We start from the raw sequence: 20,493 nt of genomic DNA, 5'->3' as shown, positions 1-20,493 counted from the left end.
CTCTTTAGTATTTAATTTTTTCTATTCTTTTGGTTTTTTTAAATTTAGAGTAAATTTTTATAATCTTATATGTATCAGGATTTGTTATAGCATATAATAATTTTTGCTCTAGTTCTATAAAGTTAGGTAGCTTAATTTTATTAAAATCGCTATAGTATTTAACTTTCATTATTCATTTGTGTATCTAAGTAAGCTAATCAAATTAAGGAGTTTTTATGTCTCCCCTATGGTTTCAACTTTAAGTTTTAAAAAAACCTAAAATTTAGATATAATTTCACAAAATGCTTACTATATCACTTCATAGTTAAATTTTGATTAAGAAATTTCACCAAGGGTTAAAACTTAAGGCAGATTTTATTATATTAGAATGCAAATTGTTAATATTTTTTATCTCTTTTGATACTCGTTTTCTGCCCTTTTTTCTCCTTTTTTAAAATATAATGTTTATAAAGCTTAAAAAGTATATTAAAATACTTTAAAATTAAAGAAGGAGTTTATGAAATTTATTATACTTAATTTTATTAATAATTTCCATATTTGCTTATATTGATAAAGTCAAAAAGAAAAAATTATTTTTTAGTATTGTTAATTTCTAAATCCAAATAATATCCAGTATAAGATCCAGTTTTTTTATGATCTTTTGCTACTTTTTCTACATTTCCTGTGCTGATTACTTTTCCACCTTTTATCCCACCTTCTGGACCCATATCGATGATATAATCAGCATTTTTAATTACATCTAAATTATGTTCTATAACAAAAACAGAATTTTTAAGATCAACTAAATGTTGCAATACGGAAATAAGTTTATTAACATCTTCAAAATGAAGTCCAGTAGTAGGTTCATCAAGAATATAAAGTGTTTTTCCAGTATCACTTCTACTTAATTCTTTAGCAAGTTTAATTCTTTGAGCTTCTCCGCCACTTAAAGTTGTGGCATTTTGTCCCAAAGTAAGATAATCAAGTCCTACCTTAACTAAAGTGTCTAGTTTTTGACGAATTTTTGGCACTGAAGCAAAAAATTCATTAGCTTCTAAAACACTCATATTTAATACTTCACTGATATTTTTTCCTTTATAATTAATTTCTAAGGTGGCATCATTATAGCGTTTTCCATGACAAGTATCACAAACCACCATAACATCGGGTAGAAAATGCATTTCTATTTTAATTTCTCCATCACCACTACATTTTTCACAACGTCCTCCTTTAACGTTAAAAGAAAAACGTCCAGCTTTATAACCTCGCATTTTTGCTTCTTTGGTAGCTGCAAAAAGATTTCTTATTTCATCCATAGCACCTGTATAAGTAGCAGGATTAGAACGTGGAGTTCTTCCTATAGGACTTTGATCAAGATAAATAACTTTATCTAGCTTATCAAGTCCTTCAATTTCTACGCCACCAAGTTTTTTAACTTTTTTGGCACGATTTAATTCTTCTTGAGCGAAGGGCAAAAGAGTTTGCAGAATAAGAGAACTCTTACCCGATCCTGAAACACCAGTAATAGCAACTAGATTTTGTAAAGGAAAACTAACGCTTAGATTTTTAATATTATTAATATTAACATTTTTAAGTTCTAGCCATTCTTTTTGTTTTCTGTTATAAAGTTGTGAAATTTGTTTTTTGCCATTCATATAAAGCGCGGTTTCACTTTTACTTTTTAAAAGTTCTTTATAGGTTCCGCAAAATACAACTTCTCCGCCAAATTTTCCTGCTTTTGGGCCAATATCTACTATAAAATCTGCTTCTTCAATAGTCATTTTATCATGTTCTACAACAATTAAAGTATTACCTTTTTGTTGTAAATTTCTTAAAGTTTTTATGAGTTTTGCTGTATCTCTTTCGTGAAGTCCAATACTTGGCTCATCTAATACATACATAACTCCACTTAATCCACTTCCAATTTGAGAAGCAATGCGAATTCTTTGTGCTTCGCCACCACTTATAGTTCTTGCATCACGTCCTAAAGAAAGATAACCAAGACCTACATCATACAAGAAAAAAAGTCTTTCATTAATTTCTTTTAATATGGGTTTTGCAATAAGTTTTTGTTGCTTACTTAAATAGGAAAAATTTTTTTCATTGGAAAAAAAAGTTGTGCTATCTTCTATGCTCATATCTAAAATTTCACCTAAATCTTTTTTTGCAACGCGCACAGCTAAACTTTCAGGTTTTAAACGATGTCCTTGACAATCTTTACAGATTTTTTCACTCATGTATTCGCCTAAATCTTTTTCATCTTTTAGCATCTCATAAGCCATTTTAACAACACCCTCAAAAGTTCGTTTTAAACGATTTCTTTTCCAAAAAAATTCTATAGTTTTTGCATTGCCATATAATACAAGACGTTTTTCTTCTTCGCTAAGTTCTAAAAAAGGTTTTTTGATGGAAATTTCATTTTGTTCGCAAAAGGCAATTAAAAATTTATAATAATAACTTTTATTAAAACCATACATGATTTTTACAGCACCATTTTCTATACTTAAATTTTCATCAATAATCTTTTTCATATCTAAAGTATAACGAATACCTAATCCATCACAAGATTGACAAGCGCCTTTTGGAGAATTAAATGAAAAGCTTAAAGGTTCTAGGGGAACAAAAGAAATTTTACAATTAAAACAGGCTGAATGCTCACTATAATGGTAGTGTTTATTAATACCCATTTCTTCGTGATTTAAAACTTCAATTTCAATTTCTCCAAAACTTTCTTCCAAACCTTTTTCGATATCACTTGCAAGCCTTGAAAGTAAATCTTCACTAATTTCAAGACGATCAATAACTAATTTTATCGTGTGTTTTTTTGTTTTTGCAAGTTCTATTTCTTCATCAAGTCTAACTAAAACTCCATCAATTTGAGCTCTAACATAGCCTTTATTGCGTAAATTTTCAAGCAAATCAGTATAGGTGCCTTTTTTTTCTCTTATTAAAGGTGCATAAATAATAATTTTTGCTCCTTTGGGAAATTTTAGAATTTCATTGACTATATCATTAGCGCTCATGGATGAAATTTCTTGACCGCATTGATGGCAATGTTGTATACCTATTCTTGCATATAAAAGTCTTAAATAGTCATAAATTTCGGTAATAGTTCCAACAGTAGAGCGAGGATTTTTAGAAGTTGTTTTTTGATCAATAGCAATAGCAGGAGTTAAGCCTTCTATTTTATCCACATCAGGTTTTCCTACTTTATCCAAAAATTGTCTCGCATAAGCACTTAAACTTTCTATAATAACGGCGTTGTCCTTCAGCATAAAGTGTTCCAAAAGCAAGTGTTGATTTTCCGCTACCGCTAAGACCTGTAAAGACTATAAGTTTATTTTTTGGAATTTCGAGATTAATATTTTTTAAATTATTTTCTTTGGCGCCAATAATTTTAATTTTATCATTCATAGTTTTTCCTAAAAATTTATATAAAAAATCTAAAATTTTAACACAATTTTACTAAAAGCTGATAATTGCAAGCTTTTTAAGCAAGGAATGCGTTGTTCCAAGTATCGATAAAGCGTAAATGCAAAGTAAAATTTTTCTATGAGAAGAAATTTGCATTTTTTCAATAATTTTTATACCAATAAAAACTCCTATCATTGAGGCAATACCTACAATAATACCTTTATGAATCACCACATGATCGATAACTCCTGAAGTTGATAGAGATAAAACTCCAGAAATAGAGGCAAAAATAACAAAAAATAAGGATAAAGAAACTACTTTTTTACTATCATATCCTAAAAAATAAGCTAAAATCGGAGCAATTAAAAGCCCACCGCCTATACCTAAAGAAATTGCAAAAATTCCAGTAAAAGAACCAGCTATAAACAAAATAATATTTTTTTGCAAAGTGCTTCTTTCATTTTTAACAGCATTTTCCTTAACACCAAAAGCATATTTTATAAAAAAAACACAACTAACACATAAAAAGATTGTTGTTAAACTAATATCATTTAAAAATTTTAAAAGTAATCCACTAAAACTTGCTCCTAAAAGCCCACCAAGTCCTATAACAATACCATCTTTAATATTTAAATTTTTCTTTTTATAATTAATATAAGATCCAAAAATTGCAGCAAAAATCATTTGTAAAACTGAAATTCCAATTGCATGATGAGAGCTTTCGTTTAAAACAAGCATTGCAGGGACTATAACCATGCCTCCACCTATACCAAAAAGACCTGAAGTTATACCCGAAAATATGCCTATTAATAAATAAGGTAGATCTGAAAAATTCATATTTTTTCCTAAGTGGTTGGTTAATTTTATAAGTTAAATATTTTATCTTATTAAACTAAGTCTTATCTTACATTTAGTGATAAAAAGTATTTTAATATTTATCTTTTCGTGTTATTTATCTAGTTTGTATAAATAGTTTATAAGCAAATTTATTTTATTATAATTTATAATAATTATTATAGGGTTTTAATTAAAGGCGGTTATATATTATGTTAAAAACTCTTGAATATTCCATAGTCCATTTTTTTGAGCACATTTTAGAGATCCATATGGAACCTGTTGAAGAATTAAAAGGTGAATTTTATGGCTCTAGTATTTCTGTAGTAGAAAGAAATAATAGAGAATATAATTTTTATTTATTTTTTTCGACAGAATTTTTACATTTAGTTTCAACAATTTTAATTGGAGAAGAAGATTTTCAAGAAGATGATAGGTGTGATCTTGCTAAAGAATGTGCCAATCAAATTGTAGGATATGCAAAAAAATTGCTCAATGATGCTAAAGGTAGTGATGATGAGTATAAGCTTGGCATACCAGAATATTTAGGAAGAATAAATAACCCAAATATTATTTTAGACCAGTCATTAACTTATGGTTTTAAAGATTATTGTTTTAGAATAGGATATTGTCAATAATGAGTAATGAAATAGAATTTGAAGCTCATGGACTCTTACAATCTTATGAGGATATTTTAGATATCAGTGTAGATTTTGTCAGTGAGCTTGGTACGACAAATATGAGCGTGGCAGATCTTTTAAGATTAGAAGTGGGTTCTGTGATTGATCTTGAAAAACCTGCTGGCGAAAGTGTGGAGCTTTATATCAATAAACGTATCTTCGGTAAAGGAGAAGTGATGGTTTATGAAAAAAATTTAGCAATAAGAATTAATGAAATTTTAGATTCTAAAACTGTACTTCAATACTTTAAAAAAGAAATATAGAATGAGATTTTTTTTATTGTGTTTTTTAACTTTACCTTTGTTTGCAGTTAAATTGGTTGATTATAATATTTATGATCGAAATGATCGAGTGGATTTGATGCTTTCTTTTGATAATGCTTATAATGGAAAAATTTCTCAAACAAAAGATAAAAATTTCATTCTTTTAACTTTTAGTAAGCTAACATATTCTAAAGATGAATTAAAAAATTTAAGTTCTAAGCTCGTTGATAGAATCAGTATTAGCTCCAAAAATAATGATACTTATATTATGTTAAAAAACAAACAAAATATTTCACTTAATGTGAGTTCTATTAATGATAAATTCGGGGTAAGAATTAGAGTTACACAAGAAAATAAGCAAAAAGAATTAACTCAAGATTCTATTTTAAAATCAAATCATGAAAAAGAAACTCCATTTGAATTTAAGGATAAAAATTTGGTTAAATATGATTATACAAACTATATTTTAGTTATGGTAATTTTAATAATTTTACTTGTGATACTTTGGTGGCTTAAAAATTCTTTGATTTCAAAAAAAAGTGGTATTTCAAGAGATTTTCGTATGGTTTTTCAAAGATTTTTAGATAAAAATAACCAATTAGTTGTTTTTGAATATGATCATAAAAGATATACTATGATAATAGGTAATTCCAATGTTATTTTAGAAAGTATGAAGATAGAGCAAGAAAAAATTGACTCAGAAGAAAAAGAAAAAAATTTTGATTCTTTTTTTGAAGAAAATAAAAAACGCATACAAAATCTTATAGAGCAACGTCAGAAAAAATGATACTAAGGTTTTTGATTAAGATTTAAAGCTATTGATGCTGGCTTTGCAATTTTTTTCAATTCTTCTTTTGGCAAATTTAATTCTTTAAATTCATTAAAAATATAAAGCGTATTATCTAAAACAGAAAAATTAATTTTGCTCTCATTGGCATTATTTAAGGTTTTTGCTAAATTAAGTATAAAATTTAGCCAAGAAAGAATATGGAAATTAGGTAAAAGTTGCTTATGGGGTTCTAGATTATAAGGGTTGATTTTTTTTCCATTTAGTTTGATAATATTTGCGATTAAAACTTTTTCTTTGTGCGAAAAACCATAATTTAATCCACCTAAAACAAAATGGGCAGAATGTTCATTTGAAAAATAAAAATTTAAATATTCTCCTATATGACACAACTTAGCTGCAGCCAATAAACTTTGTTTATAATAATCATGAATTTTATGAATATTTTTTAAAACATTAAATAATTGCATTGCGAATTTGGCTGTATGATTGTTTTTATCTTCTTGTAAAAATCTATCTTGCAAAGATTTTAAGCTAGGGTTAAAATTTGTAGGAAAATGATTGTTTGGGCGTAATAAATCTTTTAAATATATACCTTCTCTAATTCCTACTCCACTTGTTATAATATGTTTTGTATTAAGCTTTTGGGCGATTTTTAAAAATATAAAAATTCCTTTTTTTATAGTATCAAAACGATCTTTTTTGATGCCAAAATTTGCCAAAGAATCAACTTTAGCTTCAAGAATTTTTTCGATATGTTCTCTTTCATCTTCTAAATCATAGCGAAAATCATGTAAATTTTTCAAAGGATAGGAATTTTTTTGCATAATAGAATTTGAAATAGCTCTTAAACTTCCACCTATTGCTATGAGATTGTGATTGCAAAATTCTTTAGGGATTTGTTTTAAAATAGGATCGATAAATTGATCTAAAGATTTAGCAGTTTTTCCTTTATCAAAAAACAATTCTTTTAATCTGACTGTTCCTATATCTAAAGAAATACAAGAAACTATTTTATTGTTTTTGATCAAACAAAGTTCGCTTGATCCTCCACCTATATCAAGAGTAGTAGCGTCTTTAAAAGGGCTTAGAAGATTTAAAGCGGCTAAACCACCTAGATAGCTTTCTTCTTTTCCATCAATACATCGAATATTTAAATTTAAATTGGTTTTAATTCTTTTTATAAATTCTTTAGAATTTGGAGCGTCTCTTAAAGCTGAAGTTCCTATGATGAAAATTTTTTTACACTTGTGTTTTAAGGAACATTGTTTGAAAAATTTTAAAGCATTTTCAGCCTTTTGCATAGCTTCTTCTTGAAGAATTTTGCCATTATTATAAGAATTTTCACCCAATCTTACTTTACGCTTATATTCACAAGTTGTGTAAAAACCATATCTTGAAGTTTTTTCAAAAATCACCATTCTAATTGAATTTGATCCCAGATCAACAACAGCGGTTTTTTTAGCCATTATAGATCTCTATTGCGATTTTTTAATTTTAACTCTTCTATACTTTCTATATTATCAGGATCTGGAATAATGCATTCATAAGGACAGGCTACTATACAAGCAGGTTCTGAAAAATCATTGACGCATTCGGAACAAAGATCAGCATCAATAACATAAATTGGACTATGTTCATAAATAGCCTCATCGGGACATTCTTCTCTGCAAGCGTCACAACATACGCAATCTTTTGTTATTAAAAGAGCCATTATAACCTTTCTATAAACTAAATAATATTTGTCTAGTTTATACAATAATCAAACTTAAATATAATATAAAAATAAATAAAAAAGATAAATTTTACACCATTTATTTGGTGCAAAATTTTTATTAGGATTTTTTAGGGAAGCAGAAACGATATCCTCTTCTACGAACTGTTTCAATAGTGGAAATATTTAAAGGTTTATCCATTTTTTGACGAATTTGATTGATAGCTACTTCGATAACATTTGGAGTTACAAGTTCAGGTTCTTCCCAAATAGCATCTAAAAGTTGCTCTTTGGAAACAATTTGATCCGAGTGTCTAGCTAAGTGAGTTAAAACCTCAAAAGGTTTTCCTTTAAGTTCTATATCTTGTTCTTTATAGGTGATTTTTTCTTCATCTGGATCAATAATAAGATCTTCAATTTTAATTACATTTGTTCCGCCAAGTCTTAATCTTGCTTCGATTCTTGCCAATAAAATATCAAAATCTAAAGGTTTTTTTATAAAATCATCAGCACCTGCTTTAAGAGCTTTTATTTCTGTTTCTTTATCGGTTTTTGAAGACATGATAACTATTGAAGTTCTAGGAGATTTTTGTTTTATGATATTAATAAGCTCTGAGCCATCGCCATCGGATAAATTCCAGCTAGCTAACACTAGATCATAATGTCTTATTCCAATATAATATTCTCCATCTTTAAAATTTTCCGATGAATCTGTTTGGTAACCAAATTCATTAAGTTTATCTATAATAGACTTATTAAGGCTAATTTCATCCTCTATAACTAAAATTCTCATTGTTTTATCCTTCATAATAAGAAAATTTTAAAAAATTATAACATAGTTTAAGTAAATGTTTAGATATCTTTAAAAAAAAATTAATATCTTTTTTTTAATTTTACCCCAACTATGCTATTTTTTATTATTTTAGGTTTAAAAGTTGCTATTTTTAAATAAATAATTTGAGGAAATTTAGAATGAAGTTTTTCACATACAAAATCTACAGATTCTTCTAAGGTAAAAAATTTCTCTTTTTTATAAATTTTTTTAATTTTTTTTGAAACCTTTTGCATAGTCTAAAAAATCATTTGCTTTGGCTTTTAGTTTGACGCAAATTTTTTGTTTTTTTTTGCGTTCAAAGTTTAAAATTCCAATAATACATTTAAAATGTATTTTTATGCTTATATGACTTTGCATTCTTTTTTGAAAATCAATCTATAGATATTTGGAATATGTTTATAAAAAATAAGAAAAGCTATGATAAATACTGGTGCATGAGTGTTAATAACCTCCATATTATAATTGAAAATAAAAGAGCTACCAATAAAAGTTACCAAAGCTAGTAATGATGCTAAAGAAGAAATTTTAAAAATTTTACCCACAATAAGCCAAATAATAAAAGCCGTTATAACTTCTAAAGGCAAAAGCACAATCATAGCCCCAGCACCTGTTGCAACACCCTTGCCGCCTTCAAATAATAAATAAATTGAATAGCAATGTCCAAATACAGCTAATACAGCAACACTCCAAAGTATGTTTAAATCATAATTTAAAAATTTTAATATAAATAAAGGTAATGCAGCTTTTGCAAAATCTAGAATCACTGTTGCAATGGCAAGTTTTTTAGCTAAAGTTGGATTGTATTGTTTTACAACCCTTAAAACATTAGTTGCTCCTATATTTTTTGATCCTTGATTTTTAATATTTATATTTGCAAATTTTTTTGTCAAAATTAGTCCAAAAGGAATTGCGCCTAGGCAATAAGCCATAGCATAAATAATTAAATTTTCCACTGTAATAAACCTCGTAATATTTTTTAGGTTTTTATAATTTAAGGTATTATAGATAAAAAAAATAAATGAGTCTAGTTAAGAATAAAAAATACTAATACATATTTTTTATTCTTATTTAAGTATTAAAAGAATACTATTTATTCATAATTTATTAAGATAAATTAATAAATTTAAAATTTTAATTCCATAGTAAGGAGTAAGGATGAGAACTTTATTGTTTACAGCAATATTTGTTGCTTCAAGTCTAAGCGCAATGAATTTAATTGATGAAGCTAAAAATTCTGGTTTAAAACCTTTGCCAAAAGATCAAAAAGGTGTTGAGGAAATTTTAAAATCAAATGGAATAAAAGCAAGCCATTTTGATCTTAGAAAAGTTGAACTTGGTAAAAAACTTTATTTTGATCCTAGACTTTCAAAAAGTGGTATTATTTCATGTAATACTTGTCATAATTTAGGCTTAGGTGGTGCAGATGGAGTTTCAACGGCTATAGGAAATAAATGGAAAGAAAATCCTCATCACTTAAATTCTCCAACTGTTTATAATGCATTTTTAAATAATGTGCAGTTTTGGGATGGTCGTGCTAAAAATTTAGCAGATCAAGCTAAAGGTCCTATACAATCAGAACCAGAAATGGCTACTCCTGCAAAATTAGCTGTTGAAAAAATTTCATCTTTACCTGAATATGTGAAAGAATTTAAACAAATTTATGGCAAAAGCGGTGTTAGTTTTGATAATATAGCTGATGCGATAGCAAATTTTGAAAGGACTTTAATTACTCCATCACGTTTTGATGCTTTCTTAAATGGCGATGAAAAAGCTTTAAGCAATGATGAGAAAAAAGGTTTAAGACTTTTTATAGATAAAGGATGCGTAGCTTGTCATAATGGAGTTAATTTAGGTGGAAATATGCAACCTTTTCAAGTAGCTGGAAAATATAAATTTTCTAATTTAGGTGATTTTAAAGGGGATGCAAATGGAATGGTTAAAACACCGACTTTAAGAAATGTTGCTGAAACAGCTCCTTATTTTCATAATGGTGCAATTTGGAAATTAACTGATGCTATTAAAGAAATGGGAAGTGTACAACTTGGAATCAATATTTCTAACAAAGATGCAGAAAGTATCGAAACATTTTTAAAATCCTTAACAGGTGTTAAACCTAAAATAATTTATCCTCAGCTTCCAGCTTCTACTGAAAAAACACCACTACCTCAATTTTAAATTAAACTAATAGACTTTTTAAGTCTATTAGTTTTTTAGACTTTATTTTTTGTTATAATTTAAAGCAATACTATCAAAAAAAGGATACAAATGAAACTTTTTGGAACAGATGGTGTAAGAGCAAAAGCTGGAGAATTTCTAGATAGTTTTTTAGCAATGCGTTTAGCCATGGCTGCTGGAATTTATTTTAAAGATAAGAGTATTACTAATAATATTTTAGTAGGTAAAGATACTAGACGAAGTGGTTATATGATAGAAAATGCCATTGTATCAGGTCTTACTTCTATAGGATATAATGTTATTGAAATAGGACCTATGCCAACTCCTGCCATTGCTTTTTTAACAGAGGATATGCGTTGTGATGCGGGTATAATGATTTCAGCTTCTCATAATCCCTATTATGATAATGGTATTAAATTCTTTGATGCACATGGAAATAAGCTTAATGAAGATATTGAAAGAAAAATTGAAGAAATTTATTTTAATGACAAGCTTATACAAGATTCCAAAGTAAGCATGGATCAGATAGGACAGGCTAAAAGAATTGATGATGTTATAGGACGTTATATCGTTTCAATTAAAAATTCTTTTCCTAAAGATTTGACTTTAAAATCATTACGTGTTGTTTTGGATGTGGCGCATGGAGCTTCTTATAAAGTGGCTCCAACTGTATTTAGGGAACTTGGAGCAGAGGTTATTGTAATCAATGATCAACCAAATGGGCTTAATATTAATGAAAATTGTGGAGCTTTGCACCCTTCACATTTGGCATCTGAAGTAATAAAATTTCGTGCAGATGTTGGTTTTGCTTTTGACGGAGATGCTGATCGTTTAGTGGTGGTAAATGAAAAAGGCGAAGTAGCACATGGAGATAGCTTATTGGGTGTTTTAGCTCTTTATTTAAAAGAACAGGGCAAGCTAAAATCAAGTGTTGTTGCAACTATTATGAGTAATGGAGCATTAAAAGAGTTTTTAAATAAGCATGAAATTTTACTTGAGACTTGTAATGTTGGAGATAAATATGTGCTTGAAAAATTAAAGACAATTGGTGGAAATTTTGGCGGAGAACAAAGCGGACATATTATTTTTAGTGATTATGCTAAGACAGGAGATGGACTTATAGCAGCTTTACAATTTAGTGCATTAATGCTTTCAAAGAAAAAAAGCGCTAGTGCGATTTTAAGTCAAATTAAACCTTATCCGCAACTTTTAACAAATTTAAAAATTTCTGAAAAAAAAGATTTAGAAAAAATTAAAGGTTTGAAAGAATTAAAAAAAGATTTGGAAAATAAAAATATTAATTATTTATTTCGTTATTCTGGAACTGAAAATTTGATTAGACTTTTGTTAGAGAATAAGGATATTAAAATTTTAGAAAAAGAAATGAATAATGTTATTAATTTTTTCAAGAAAGCTTTAAATGAATAAAAATTTAACATTTATTTTTTGTTTCATAGCAGCATTTGTTTTAGATCAATGGGTTAAGCAATTAACTTTAGGTGGAATGAGATGGCAAAGTGAATATTTTGATTTAACTTTTGCTTTAAATACTGGTATTGCATTTTCAATGCTCAGTTTTTTAGACCATTATTTAAAATACTTTCATTTGGTGTTTATATTAATACTTGCAATATATCTTTTTTGGCAAAAAAAATTTTTAAAAGAACATATTGTAGCTTTTGGAATAATGTTGGGTTCTGGGTGTTCAAATCTTTTGGATCGTTTTGTACATGGTGGGGTTGTAGATATGTTTTTTTGGCACAAATGGTTTAATTTTGCTATTTTTAATGTAGCTGATGTTATGATAAATATTAGCGTTGCGTTAATTTTTATACAAGAAATTTTTTTAAAAAGAAGGAGTAAAAATGACAGAATGGATTAATGAGTATTATTTTTGGATTAAATGGGTGCATTACTTAGCTTTTGTTTCTTGGATGGCTGGACTTTTTTATTTACCAAGACTCTTTGTGTATCATGTGGAACATAAAGAAAATAAAGGTTTTGTTGATGTGGTAAAAATTCAAGAAAGAAAACTTTATTTTGCTATACAAAATCCTGCGATGATTGCGACTTTAATTACTGGAAGTTTAATGCTACATGCCCATAAGGAAATTTTAATGGAAGGGGCAGCTTATATGCATGTGAAACTTACCTGTGTAACGCTTTTAATCCTTTTTCATATACATAATTATTTTTGTTTAAGAGCTTTATCTAAAGATATTTATACAAAAAGTGGAAAATATTTTAGAATTTATAATGAATTTCCTACAATTATGTTTATTATTATCGCTTTAATGATTGTCGTTCGTCCATTTTAATTTTAATTCGCTTTGAACTCCATACTAGCGGGTTCAAGTGGATTAACATTTTCTTTCATAATGTCAATAAAATTTTTATTTTTAATACGTTGATTATCCCTGAAAACTGCACGAACAAGATCCATTCCAGTATAAAAATCTTTCATTAAAACTACAAAAAGATATTGACCAAATTTGCTTGTAGTTAAAAAATTTCCCTCTTTCTTAATAGCCCCGCTTATTTTAAGACCTAAAAGTTCTATAAAAAGCTCCTTTTCAAGATCGCAATTAAGAGTTTTATTAAAGCGTTCAATATCTATTTTTCCCGCAAAAATTTCAGTTAAAAAGACGTATTTTATAATCTCTTTTTTGTCAAAATTAGCTTTTGCAATATTTGCATTTTGTTTTTCTTTTATCAGTTTTGAATAATCATTTAAATCAAAAGCATTAATTAAAAGTTCTCCATCTAAAAAGCTAAAAGCACCACTACCAACACCTAAATATTCATGGTGAGAACTTACATATTCATCATTGAATGTATTTTTTTCCAAAGAAAAACTCCATCCATTATTTTGTTGGTAATCTTTAAAAAAGTCTCGTATAATTTGATAAAATTTAAATTCATTATCTTGAATGCTTACGCCCAAACTTTTAGCTATATTATCTTTGGTTAATCCCGATTTCATTAAAGGGTAAGTTGTAATTTGTTGAGGAGCTAAACTTTTAGCAATTGTTAAATCATTTAAAAGTTGCTCTATAGTTTGTCCTGGAAGATTAAAAATCAAATCAATACTAAAAATAGGCAAAATATTCATTGCTTTTGAGATTTTTTCTTGAAGCATTTGCGAAGAGCCAAATTTATTATACCTTGCAACTTTTTTTAAAATATCATCATTAAAACTTTGAACACCGCAACTCAATCGATCAATTATACCTTTAAACATAGAAAGTTTTTCAGGTTTTATATGATTTGGATCTGTTTCGCAAGAAATTTCTTTAATGTCAAAAATTTTTTTACAAAGCTCTAGGGTTTTTAATAATTCTTCTTCGTGAATAAGAGTTGTACCGCCGCCAACATACATAGAGGTAAAATTAAATCCCTTTTCTTTGATCAAGATAATTTCTTTTCTTAAATTTTCAAAATAAATTTTAGCTAATTCTTCATCATAATAATATTTATGAAAACTACAATAAGGACAAAAGGTATGGCAAAAAGGTATATGAGCATAAAGCATATAAGTTTTATCTTCTTTTGGATTTTTTTCTTTTGGCTCTTTTAAAAGTTCAACATTAAAACCCTTCTCTAAAGATTTTTCCATCATGATATGAGAATATTTTAAAGCTAAATTTTGAAATAAATTCATAGAATAAACCTAATAATTAAAGTATAACAAAGAACTTTATCAAATTTTTACTAAATTAATGGTAAATTTTTTATATTTCGATGAGAAATTATTTTAAAAGGATAATATATTATGGAAATTCTTTTTTGATGAAAATATTGAAAAATAAAAGGATAATATATTATGGAAAAATCAGAAATTGTTAAGAATTTAAATGCTTTATTTAAAAAAAGATCAGAATTTTATTCTTTTTTTGATGAAAATATTGAAAAATTACAAAATACTGAAGTTTTTGATTTTAAAAATGCAAAGAATTTAAATGCTGAAGAGATGTATAAATTGTTTTATCATTATGATTATGCAATAAGAAAAATATTACCAGCTATTTATAAGGCTTATAAAATTACAAGTGTTGATTTAGAAAAAGATTTCTAAATCAAGCATTTATTTTAAAGAGTTTTCTAAATTTTGAATTTCTTCTTTTTGAGTACTTTCCCAAGAATTTTCATCTTGTTGATTAAATCCTCCACCAAAAGCTTTAATAACATCTACTATAGAGTTAGCATAAGAGTATTTTGTATTGTTAAAATTAATTTGAGAATTAAGCCAATTTTGTCGAGTTTCTAAATAATCTTGTAAAGACATTTCTCCTATATCATAACGTTCTTTAGCAATTTCATAAATTCTTTTATAAGCTTGCTCACTTGATAAAGCATTGTCATATTGCAAACGTATATTTTTTCTAGAAATTAAAGCATATCGAATTTCTCCAAAAGCTGTTTTTAAAGTATTTTCATAGTTTATAAAGGCCTCATCTTTATTTAATTTAGCTAAATTAATATTTTCATTTATTTCGCCCCAGTGAAAAATAGGCATTAAAAAACTTCCACCTATATTCCAAGTTTTAGATCCATTTTTTACTAAAGTATCTAAATCATTACTTTCAAAACCTAAAAGCCCAGTTAAAGAAAGACTAGGCAAGAAAGCCGAACGAGCAACACCTATAAGATAATTTTTTTGCATGAGTTTCTCTAAAGAAGAGCTAATATCTGGGCGTTGCAATAAGATCTCACTAGTAATTCCAGTTGGAATATCAAATTCTTTAAGATTAAAAGTTTGATAGTCTTGATCTTGATAAAGTATGTCATTTAAATCATTTGAAGTTAATATTTTTAGAGCTTTGAGATAATTTTCTTTATTAAGTTGCGCTTGATTATACTGTAAAGAAATACTTTCAAGATTAGCTTTAGCTTGGAATAATTCATATTCTCCAGTAGTTCCTGCTGAAAATTTTTCATTATTAATGCGATAAATTTCTTGTGCTGCTTCATAGGCTTGTTGCAAAATATTTTCATTTTCATATGCATTCACAAGATTGAAATATGTTTGAACTGTATTTGAAATGATAGAAAGTCTTGCTGCTTCATAATCATATTGACTTGCCTCAAAAGAAGATTTACTTGCTCTGTAAGAATCTCGGTATTTACCCCAAAGATCAATTTCATAGCTTAAATTAAGACCCATCTTAAAGTCATTGCCATAATTAAATTGACCGCTTTTGTTTGTTGGTGCATTTATTGAAGTTTTACTTCTTAAAGCATTTGCACTTGCATCAAATTTTGGCATTAAATTACTAAAATCAATTCCTAATTGAGCACTAGCTTGTTTTAAATGTATATAAGCAATTTTTAAATCAGAATTGTTTTTAAGAGCTAAACTGACGAGTTTATTTAAATGATCATCTTCAAATTCTTTCCACCATTTTTGATCAATGTTATTATTATTTTGTTTATCATTGGCAAAAGTATAATTCGCTTCAGCAATATTTAAATTCGGACTTAAAGAGCAAGCTGAAATAAATAATCCAAGACTCGCAGTAATACTCATAGAAATAATTTTATTCATGGATCTTACCTCTTTTTTTATCAATCCAAATACTTAGATTTTCTAAAAGATAGAAAAATAATGGAACAAAGAAAATTGCTAGAGTTGAAGCAGCAATCATTCCACCTATAAGTCCAGTTCCTAAAGCATGACGAGCAGCGCTTCCTGCTCCATGGGCAAAAATCATTGGTAAGACGCCAAAAGTAAAAGCTAATGAAGTCATAACAATAGGTCTAAATCTTAATTTTGCAGCACTAACAGCAGCATCAAAAACACTCTTTCCTTTTTTTAGATGTTCTTCCATAGCAAATTCGATAATCAAAATTGCATTTTTTGCCGAAAGTCCAATTAAAAGTAAAAGTCCAGTTTGAAAATATATATCATTGTCAAACCCTGAAAGAGCTACTAAAAGAAAAGAACCAAATGCAGCAAAAGGAACAGCAGTAACAACAGCAAGTGGAATAAGCCATCTCTCATATTGGGCTGCTAGAATTAAAAATACAAAAACCATTCCTAAAATAAAAGCATATAATCCAGTTCCTTTGGAATTAACTTCTTGATAAGCTGATCCTGACCAAGCAATAGAATAATCGCTTCCTAAAGTTTCTTTGGCAACAGTTGAGATCGCTTCAATGGCCTGCCCAGAAGTATAACCTGGTGCGGGATCACCTTGTATAAGAGCAGCTGGAAAAAGATTAAATCTTTTAACATCATCAGGTCCAGCACTTCTAGCAAGGGTTAAAAATGAGTTAAGAGGTATCATTTTTCCATCATTTGATCTTACAAAGATATTTCTTAATGCATCTTGAGTATTTCTAAAATCTCCTAAGGCACGAATATTGACTTGAAAATTTTTTCCTAACATAGGAAAGTCATTAACATAATAAGTTCCTATTGTTGCACTGATGGTATTGAAAACATCTTGCATATTGAGATTAAAATATTTCATTTTATCTCGGTCAATAATAAGCTTATATTGTGGAAAATTGGTATCAAGTGTTGTTCTTACATTGGATAATTCTTTTCTTTTTCTTGCTACTTCTAATAATTTATTAATATCTTGTTGAATTTGATCATAAGTTTTCCCGCTTTTATTTTGAGCATACATCTCAAAGCCGCCTGTTAGACTAAGTCCAGGAATTGCAGGAAGATTAAGGAAATAGCTTTGAGCATTTCTATCATTTGCATATTGACCAAATAGCATACCAATGATTTGATCAGAGCTTAATTTTCTTTCACTCCAATCTTTTAGTTTTAAAAATGTTGCCGCAGCATTTTCTTTTAGAGAACTTGTGAAAAGATCAAAACCTACAAGAGAAACAGCCGATTCTATACTATCAATTTTGCTAATATTTTTATTCATACTTTCTACTTCTTCTATGGTTTTATGTATAGGAGATCCAGCAGGTAGATTGATAATACTCATAATAACACCTTGATCTTCGGTTGGCACAAGTGAGTTTGGCACAATTTTATATAAATAAAAAATCGCCCCTAGCATAATACAAAAAATGAGAACAAAGCGAATAGTACGTTTAAGCATATAAGCTACACCAGCACTAAATACAGATGTGCTCCAATCAAAAAAATCATTAAATTTTTGAACAAAATAGAAAGGTTTTGACTCATTTCTTGTTAAAAAAATTGCAGATAATGAAGGAGTTAATGTGAGTGCAACAAACCCCGAGATAGCAACAGAAGCGGCTAGAGTTAGGGCAAATTGCTTTTGAATTTCTCCTACAAATCCTGAAATAAATGATACAGGGATAAAAACAGCACAAAGAACAAGAACAATAGAAATAACTGGTGAACTTACTTCATTCATGGCTTGTATAGCTGCATCTTTGATTGAAATATTAGGATCAGAATGTATGATTCTGTCAATATTTTCAACTACAATAATAGCATCATCAACGACAATACCTATAGCTAAAACAAGAGCAAAAAGAGTTAAAAGATTGATACTAAATCCAAGTAAATAAAGTACAGCAAAAGTTCCCAATAATGAAACAGGAACAGCGATCATTGGAATAAGAGTTGATCTGAAATTTTTCAAGAAAAGATACATAACAATAAGGACCAAAATTAAAGCTTCAGCAAAAGTTTTAATCACTTCTTTAATAGAGGCCTTAACGAAAATTGTTGTGTCAAAAGGAACTTTATATTTTAAACCTTGAGGGAAATTTTTAGAAAGTTCCTCAAGTCTTTGATTAATTAATTTTGCAGTGCTAACTGCATTAGCACCTGATTGTAAATTAATCATGATTGGAACGGCTGGTTTGCTACCTAAACGTCCAGTTGAACTATATTCTTGAGATCCTATTTCTACATTTGCTATATCTTTGATTCTTAAGAAAGATCCATCTTTATTGGTTCTTAAGATAATATTTTCAAATTCTTTAGGAGTAGAAAGTCTTCCTTGCATTGTTATAGAAAGCACTTGAGCAGACTTATTAATAACTGGTTCTTCGCCAATTTTTCCTGTTGCGTATTGAGCATTTTGTTCATTAATAGCATTAATAACATCAGTAGTAGTTATATTAAATTTGTTTAACAGATCAGGTTTTAGCCAGATTCTCATGGAATAATTTTTACCCCCTATGGCACTAGCATCTCCAACCCCAGGAATTCTTTTTAATTCATCTAAAATATTTAAAGAGGCGTAGTTAAAAATATCTACATCACTCATTGAGTTATCATCTGAATAGATAGAGATAACTTCAAGTATCGAAGAAGAAGATTTTCTAACCGTTACTCCAAGCTTTTTAACTGCTTCTGGGAGTTTTGCTGTTGCAGCGGAAATCCTATTGTTTACATTGACCGTTGCTTGATCAGGATCAGTTCCTATATCAAAATAAACTGTGAGTTTCATTTGACCTGTAGAACTTGTAGAGTCCATATAAATCATATTATCAACTCCATTGATTGCATCTTCAATAGGAGTTGCAACGGTTGAAGCGATAGTTTGGGCATCTGCACCTGTGTAACTTGCCGTTACTTGGACTGTAGGAGGAGTTAGTGCAGGATATTGCTCCACAGGTAGATTAATTAAACCTATAGCTCCAGAAATTGAAATGATAATAGCAACAACAGAGGCAAATATTGGTCTTTCTATAAAAAATTTAGAAAACATTATTTACTCCCAATTTCTTGAACTTCAGATCCAATGTGAATTTTTTTGAAATTATCTAAAATAATTTTATCGCCATTTTTAAGCCCAGAATCGATAATAGCATATTCATTATTTTGGTAGCTAATATGAATTGGACTTTTTGCAACTTTGTTATTGACTATGGTGTAAACATATACCTCATTTTGATCTTGTTTGATGGCACTTTGTGGTATTTTAAAGCCATTTTTTTGAATGAATCCTTCTGAAGTAATTGTGGCAAATGCCCCTGGTAAAAGACTAGAGTTATTATTATCAAAAATAGCTTTAGCTTTAACAGTTCCACTATCTGCATTTATTACAGAATCAATAAAATAAAGTTTTCCTTTAACCTGTTCCCCATTTAAATTTAATGTAGCTTGGATATTTTTAAGATCCCATTCCCCACTTTGGGTGTTTCGCATAATATTAAGTTTATCTGTATCAGAAATATAAAATTCTGCATAAATTGGATTAAGGTTTGTAACACGAACTAACTCTGTATTTGCAGAATTAACATAATCTCCTATATTAACTAAAGCATCTCCAACAACTCCATCAAATGGTGCAAGAATTTCAGTATGATTAAGATCGATTTTAGCATTTTGTAAATCAGCTTTTGAACTTGCAAGTTCTGCTTTTGCGCTATCAAAAGTTGCCAAAGAAGCATCATATTCTTTTTTTGAAATAGCTTTTTTTGAAAATAAAATTTTATTTCTTTCATAATCTTTTGAGGCATTATCAAAATTAGCTTTTGCCATCAAGAATTTCCCTTGTGCAGAATTAACGTTTGCTTCAAATTTATCGGGTTCAATGAGAAATAATTTTTGACCCTCTTTAACCATATCACCTGCTTTAAAATATTTTTTTAATATCACTCCGCTTACTTGAGGTTTTAATATCACATCATAATCACTCACAAGTTTTGCTGGATAAGTAAAACTAAGGGGCAAATTTTCAGATTTTGCTTCCATAAAGCTTACTGGTATTGGATTTTGTTGCATTTTAGGAGTTTCTTTTTTTTCGCAGCCACAAATTAAAAATACAATACTTACTAAAAGAATATTTTTTATAATTAATCTCATCACTTTTACCTTAATTTTCGTTTTTTTATTATGAAAATATTTTCATATTTTAGCT

Annotated in this window: 17 protein-coding genes and 2 pseudogenes; 8 read left to right on the top strand and 11 right to left on the bottom strand. The window is 28.2% G+C overall.

Annotated features, from left to right (window positions below; genetic code table 11):
* Nucleotides 1-569 precede the first annotated feature (569 nt).
* Nucleotides 570-3,393: pseudogene (uvrA, locus tag ACD570_RS07480) on the bottom strand (excinuclease ABC subunit UvrA).
* A gap of 51 nt (nucleotides 3,394-3,444) precedes the next feature.
* On the bottom strand, nucleotides 3,445-4,230 hold the full coding sequence (locus ACD570_RS07475) for a sulfite exporter TauE/SafE family protein (RefSeq protein ID WP_200282074.1): 786 nt from the start codon (nucleotides 4,228-4,230) through the stop codon (nucleotides 3,445-3,447).
* 209 nt (nucleotides 4,231-4,439) lie between these two features.
* Between ACD570_RS07475 and ACD570_RS07470 the strand changes: the two genes are divergently transcribed.
* From ACD570_RS07470 to ACD570_RS07460, 3 genes are read left to right on the top strand one after another with little or no spacing between them, the layout of a single operon-like run.
* Nucleotides 4,440-4,865 carry a hypothetical protein gene (locus ACD570_RS07470; protein WP_200282070.1) on the top strand — a complete coding sequence of 142 codons (426 nt, stop codon included), beginning with the start codon at nucleotides 4,440-4,442 and terminating at the stop codon, nucleotides 4,863-4,865.
* Nucleotides 4,865-5,170 (top strand): flagellar motor switch protein FliN, encoded by a 306-nt coding sequence (gene fliN, locus ACD570_RS07465; RefSeq protein WP_200282067.1) that lies wholly within the window; start codon nucleotides 4,865-4,867, stop codon nucleotides 5,168-5,170. Before ACD570_RS07470 ends, fliN begins: the two co-directional genes overlap by 1 nt.
* 1 nt (nucleotide 5,171) lies before the next feature.
* Nucleotides 5,172-5,957: a hypothetical protein gene (locus ACD570_RS07460; protein WP_239820365.1), complete on the top strand. Its 786-nt coding sequence runs from the start codon at nucleotides 5,172-5,174 to the stop codon at nucleotides 5,955-5,957.
* 2 nt (nucleotides 5,958-5,959) lie between these two features.
* Here the strand turns inward: ACD570_RS07460 and ACD570_RS07455 are convergent, their stop codons facing one another.
* From ACD570_RS07455 to plsY, 5 genes and pseudogenes are all read right to left on the bottom strand, one after another.
* Nucleotides 5,960-7,426, bottom strand: coding sequence for a Ppx/GppA phosphatase family protein (locus tag ACD570_RS07455; RefSeq protein WP_337206921.1), 1,467 nt, complete (start codon nucleotides 7,424-7,426; stop codon nucleotides 5,960-5,962).
* On the bottom strand, nucleotides 7,426-7,671 hold the full coding sequence (locus ACD570_RS07450) for a YfhL family 4Fe-4S dicluster ferredoxin (protein WP_137623267.1): 246 nt from the start codon (nucleotides 7,669-7,671) through the stop codon (nucleotides 7,426-7,428). The genes ACD570_RS07455 and ACD570_RS07450 overlap by 1 nt, the downstream gene beginning before the upstream one ends.
* Nucleotides 7,672-7,792: 121 nt before the next feature.
* Nucleotides 7,793-8,464 carry a homeostatic response regulator transcription factor HsrA gene (gene hsrA, locus ACD570_RS07445; protein WP_200282058.1) on the bottom strand — a complete coding sequence of 224 codons (672 nt, stop codon included), beginning with the start codon at nucleotides 8,462-8,464 and terminating at the stop codon, nucleotides 7,793-7,795.
* A gap of 80 nt (nucleotides 8,465-8,544) precedes the next feature.
* Nucleotides 8,545-8,863 (bottom strand): annotated as a pseudogene (locus ACD570_RS07440) (dihydroneopterin aldolase).
* Complete coding sequence (plsY, locus tag ACD570_RS07435; protein WP_337206918.1) at nucleotides 8,848-9,459, bottom strand: glycerol-3-phosphate 1-O-acyltransferase PlsY; 612 nt, start codon at nucleotides 9,457-9,459, stop codon at nucleotides 8,848-8,850. Before plsY ends, ACD570_RS07440 begins: the two are co-directional and overlap by 16 nt.
* A 202-nt stretch (nucleotides 9,460-9,661) precedes the next feature.
* Between plsY and ACD570_RS07430 the strand changes: the two genes are divergently transcribed.
* From ACD570_RS07430 to hemJ, 4 genes are all read left to right on the top strand, one after another.
* Nucleotides 9,662-10,681, top strand: a complete 1,020-nt coding sequence (locus ACD570_RS07430; protein WP_239820368.1) for a cytochrome-c peroxidase — start codon at nucleotides 9,662-9,664, stop codon at nucleotides 10,679-10,681.
* A gap of 90 nt (nucleotides 10,682-10,771) precedes the next feature.
* A complete protein-coding gene (gene glmM, locus ACD570_RS07425; protein ID WP_337202709.1) occupies nucleotides 10,772-12,109 on the top strand; it encodes a phosphoglucosamine mutase in 1,338 nt (445 codons plus the stop codon).
* On the top strand, nucleotides 12,102-12,563 hold the full coding sequence (gene lspA, locus ACD570_RS07420; RefSeq protein WP_200282031.1) for a signal peptidase II: 462 nt from the start codon (nucleotides 12,102-12,104) through the stop codon (nucleotides 12,561-12,563). Before glmM ends, lspA begins: the two co-directional genes overlap by 8 nt.
* The gene (hemJ, locus tag ACD570_RS07415) at nucleotides 12,547-12,999 is read left to right on the top strand and encodes a protoporphyrinogen oxidase HemJ (protein WP_200282028.1); all 453 of its coding nucleotides are present in this window, start codon (nucleotides 12,547-12,549) and stop codon (nucleotides 12,997-12,999) included. Before lspA ends, hemJ begins: the two co-directional genes overlap by 17 nt.
* 2 nt (nucleotides 13,000-13,001) lie before the next feature.
* Here the strand turns inward: hemJ and ACD570_RS07410 are convergent, their stop codons facing one another.
* Nucleotides 13,002-14,342: a coproporphyrinogen III oxidase family protein gene (locus ACD570_RS07410; RefSeq protein ID WP_337209489.1), complete on the bottom strand. Its 1,341-nt coding sequence runs from the start codon at nucleotides 14,340-14,342 to the stop codon at nucleotides 13,002-13,004.
* 162 nt (nucleotides 14,343-14,504) lie between these two features.
* On the opposite strand from ACD570_RS07410, the gene cmeU reads away from it, so the two are divergent.
* Nucleotides 14,505-14,756, top strand: coding sequence for a CmeU family protein (cmeU, locus tag ACD570_RS07405; RefSeq protein ID WP_200282022.1), 252 nt, complete (start codon nucleotides 14,505-14,507; stop codon nucleotides 14,754-14,756).
* Between the two features lie 9 nt (nucleotides 14,757-14,765).
* Here cmeU and ACD570_RS07400 read toward each other — a convergent pair whose 3' ends face one another.
* The 3 genes from ACD570_RS07400 to ACD570_RS07390 are packed head-to-tail and all read right to left on the bottom strand — an operon-like array spanning nucleotide 14,766 to nucleotide 20,438.
* On the bottom strand, nucleotides 14,766-16,226 hold the full coding sequence (locus ACD570_RS07400; protein WP_417904280.1) for a TolC family protein: 1,461 nt from the start codon (nucleotides 16,224-16,226) through the stop codon (nucleotides 14,766-14,768).
* A complete protein-coding gene (locus tag ACD570_RS07395; RefSeq protein WP_337209491.1) occupies nucleotides 16,219-19,338 on the bottom strand; it encodes a multidrug efflux RND transporter permease subunit in 3,120 nt (1,039 codons plus the stop codon). The genes ACD570_RS07400 and ACD570_RS07395 overlap by 8 nt, the downstream gene beginning before the upstream one ends.
* Nucleotides 19,338-20,438 (bottom strand): efflux RND transporter periplasmic adaptor subunit, encoded by a 1,101-nt coding sequence (locus ACD570_RS07390; protein ID WP_417904279.1) that lies wholly within the window; start codon nucleotides 20,436-20,438, stop codon nucleotides 19,338-19,340. The genes ACD570_RS07395 and ACD570_RS07390 overlap by 1 nt, the downstream gene beginning before the upstream one ends.
* Nucleotides 20,439-20,493: the final 55 nt, after the last annotated feature.

Origin of the sequence: Campylobacter sp. LH-2024 (assembly GCF_048270605.1) — a bacterium.
Classification (GTDB): domain Bacteria; phylum Campylobacterota; class Campylobacteria; order Campylobacterales; family Campylobacteraceae; genus Campylobacter_D; species Campylobacter_D molothri.
Note: the sequence above shows the minus strand (reverse complement) of the source record. Positions and strands in the feature narration are given on the sequence as shown.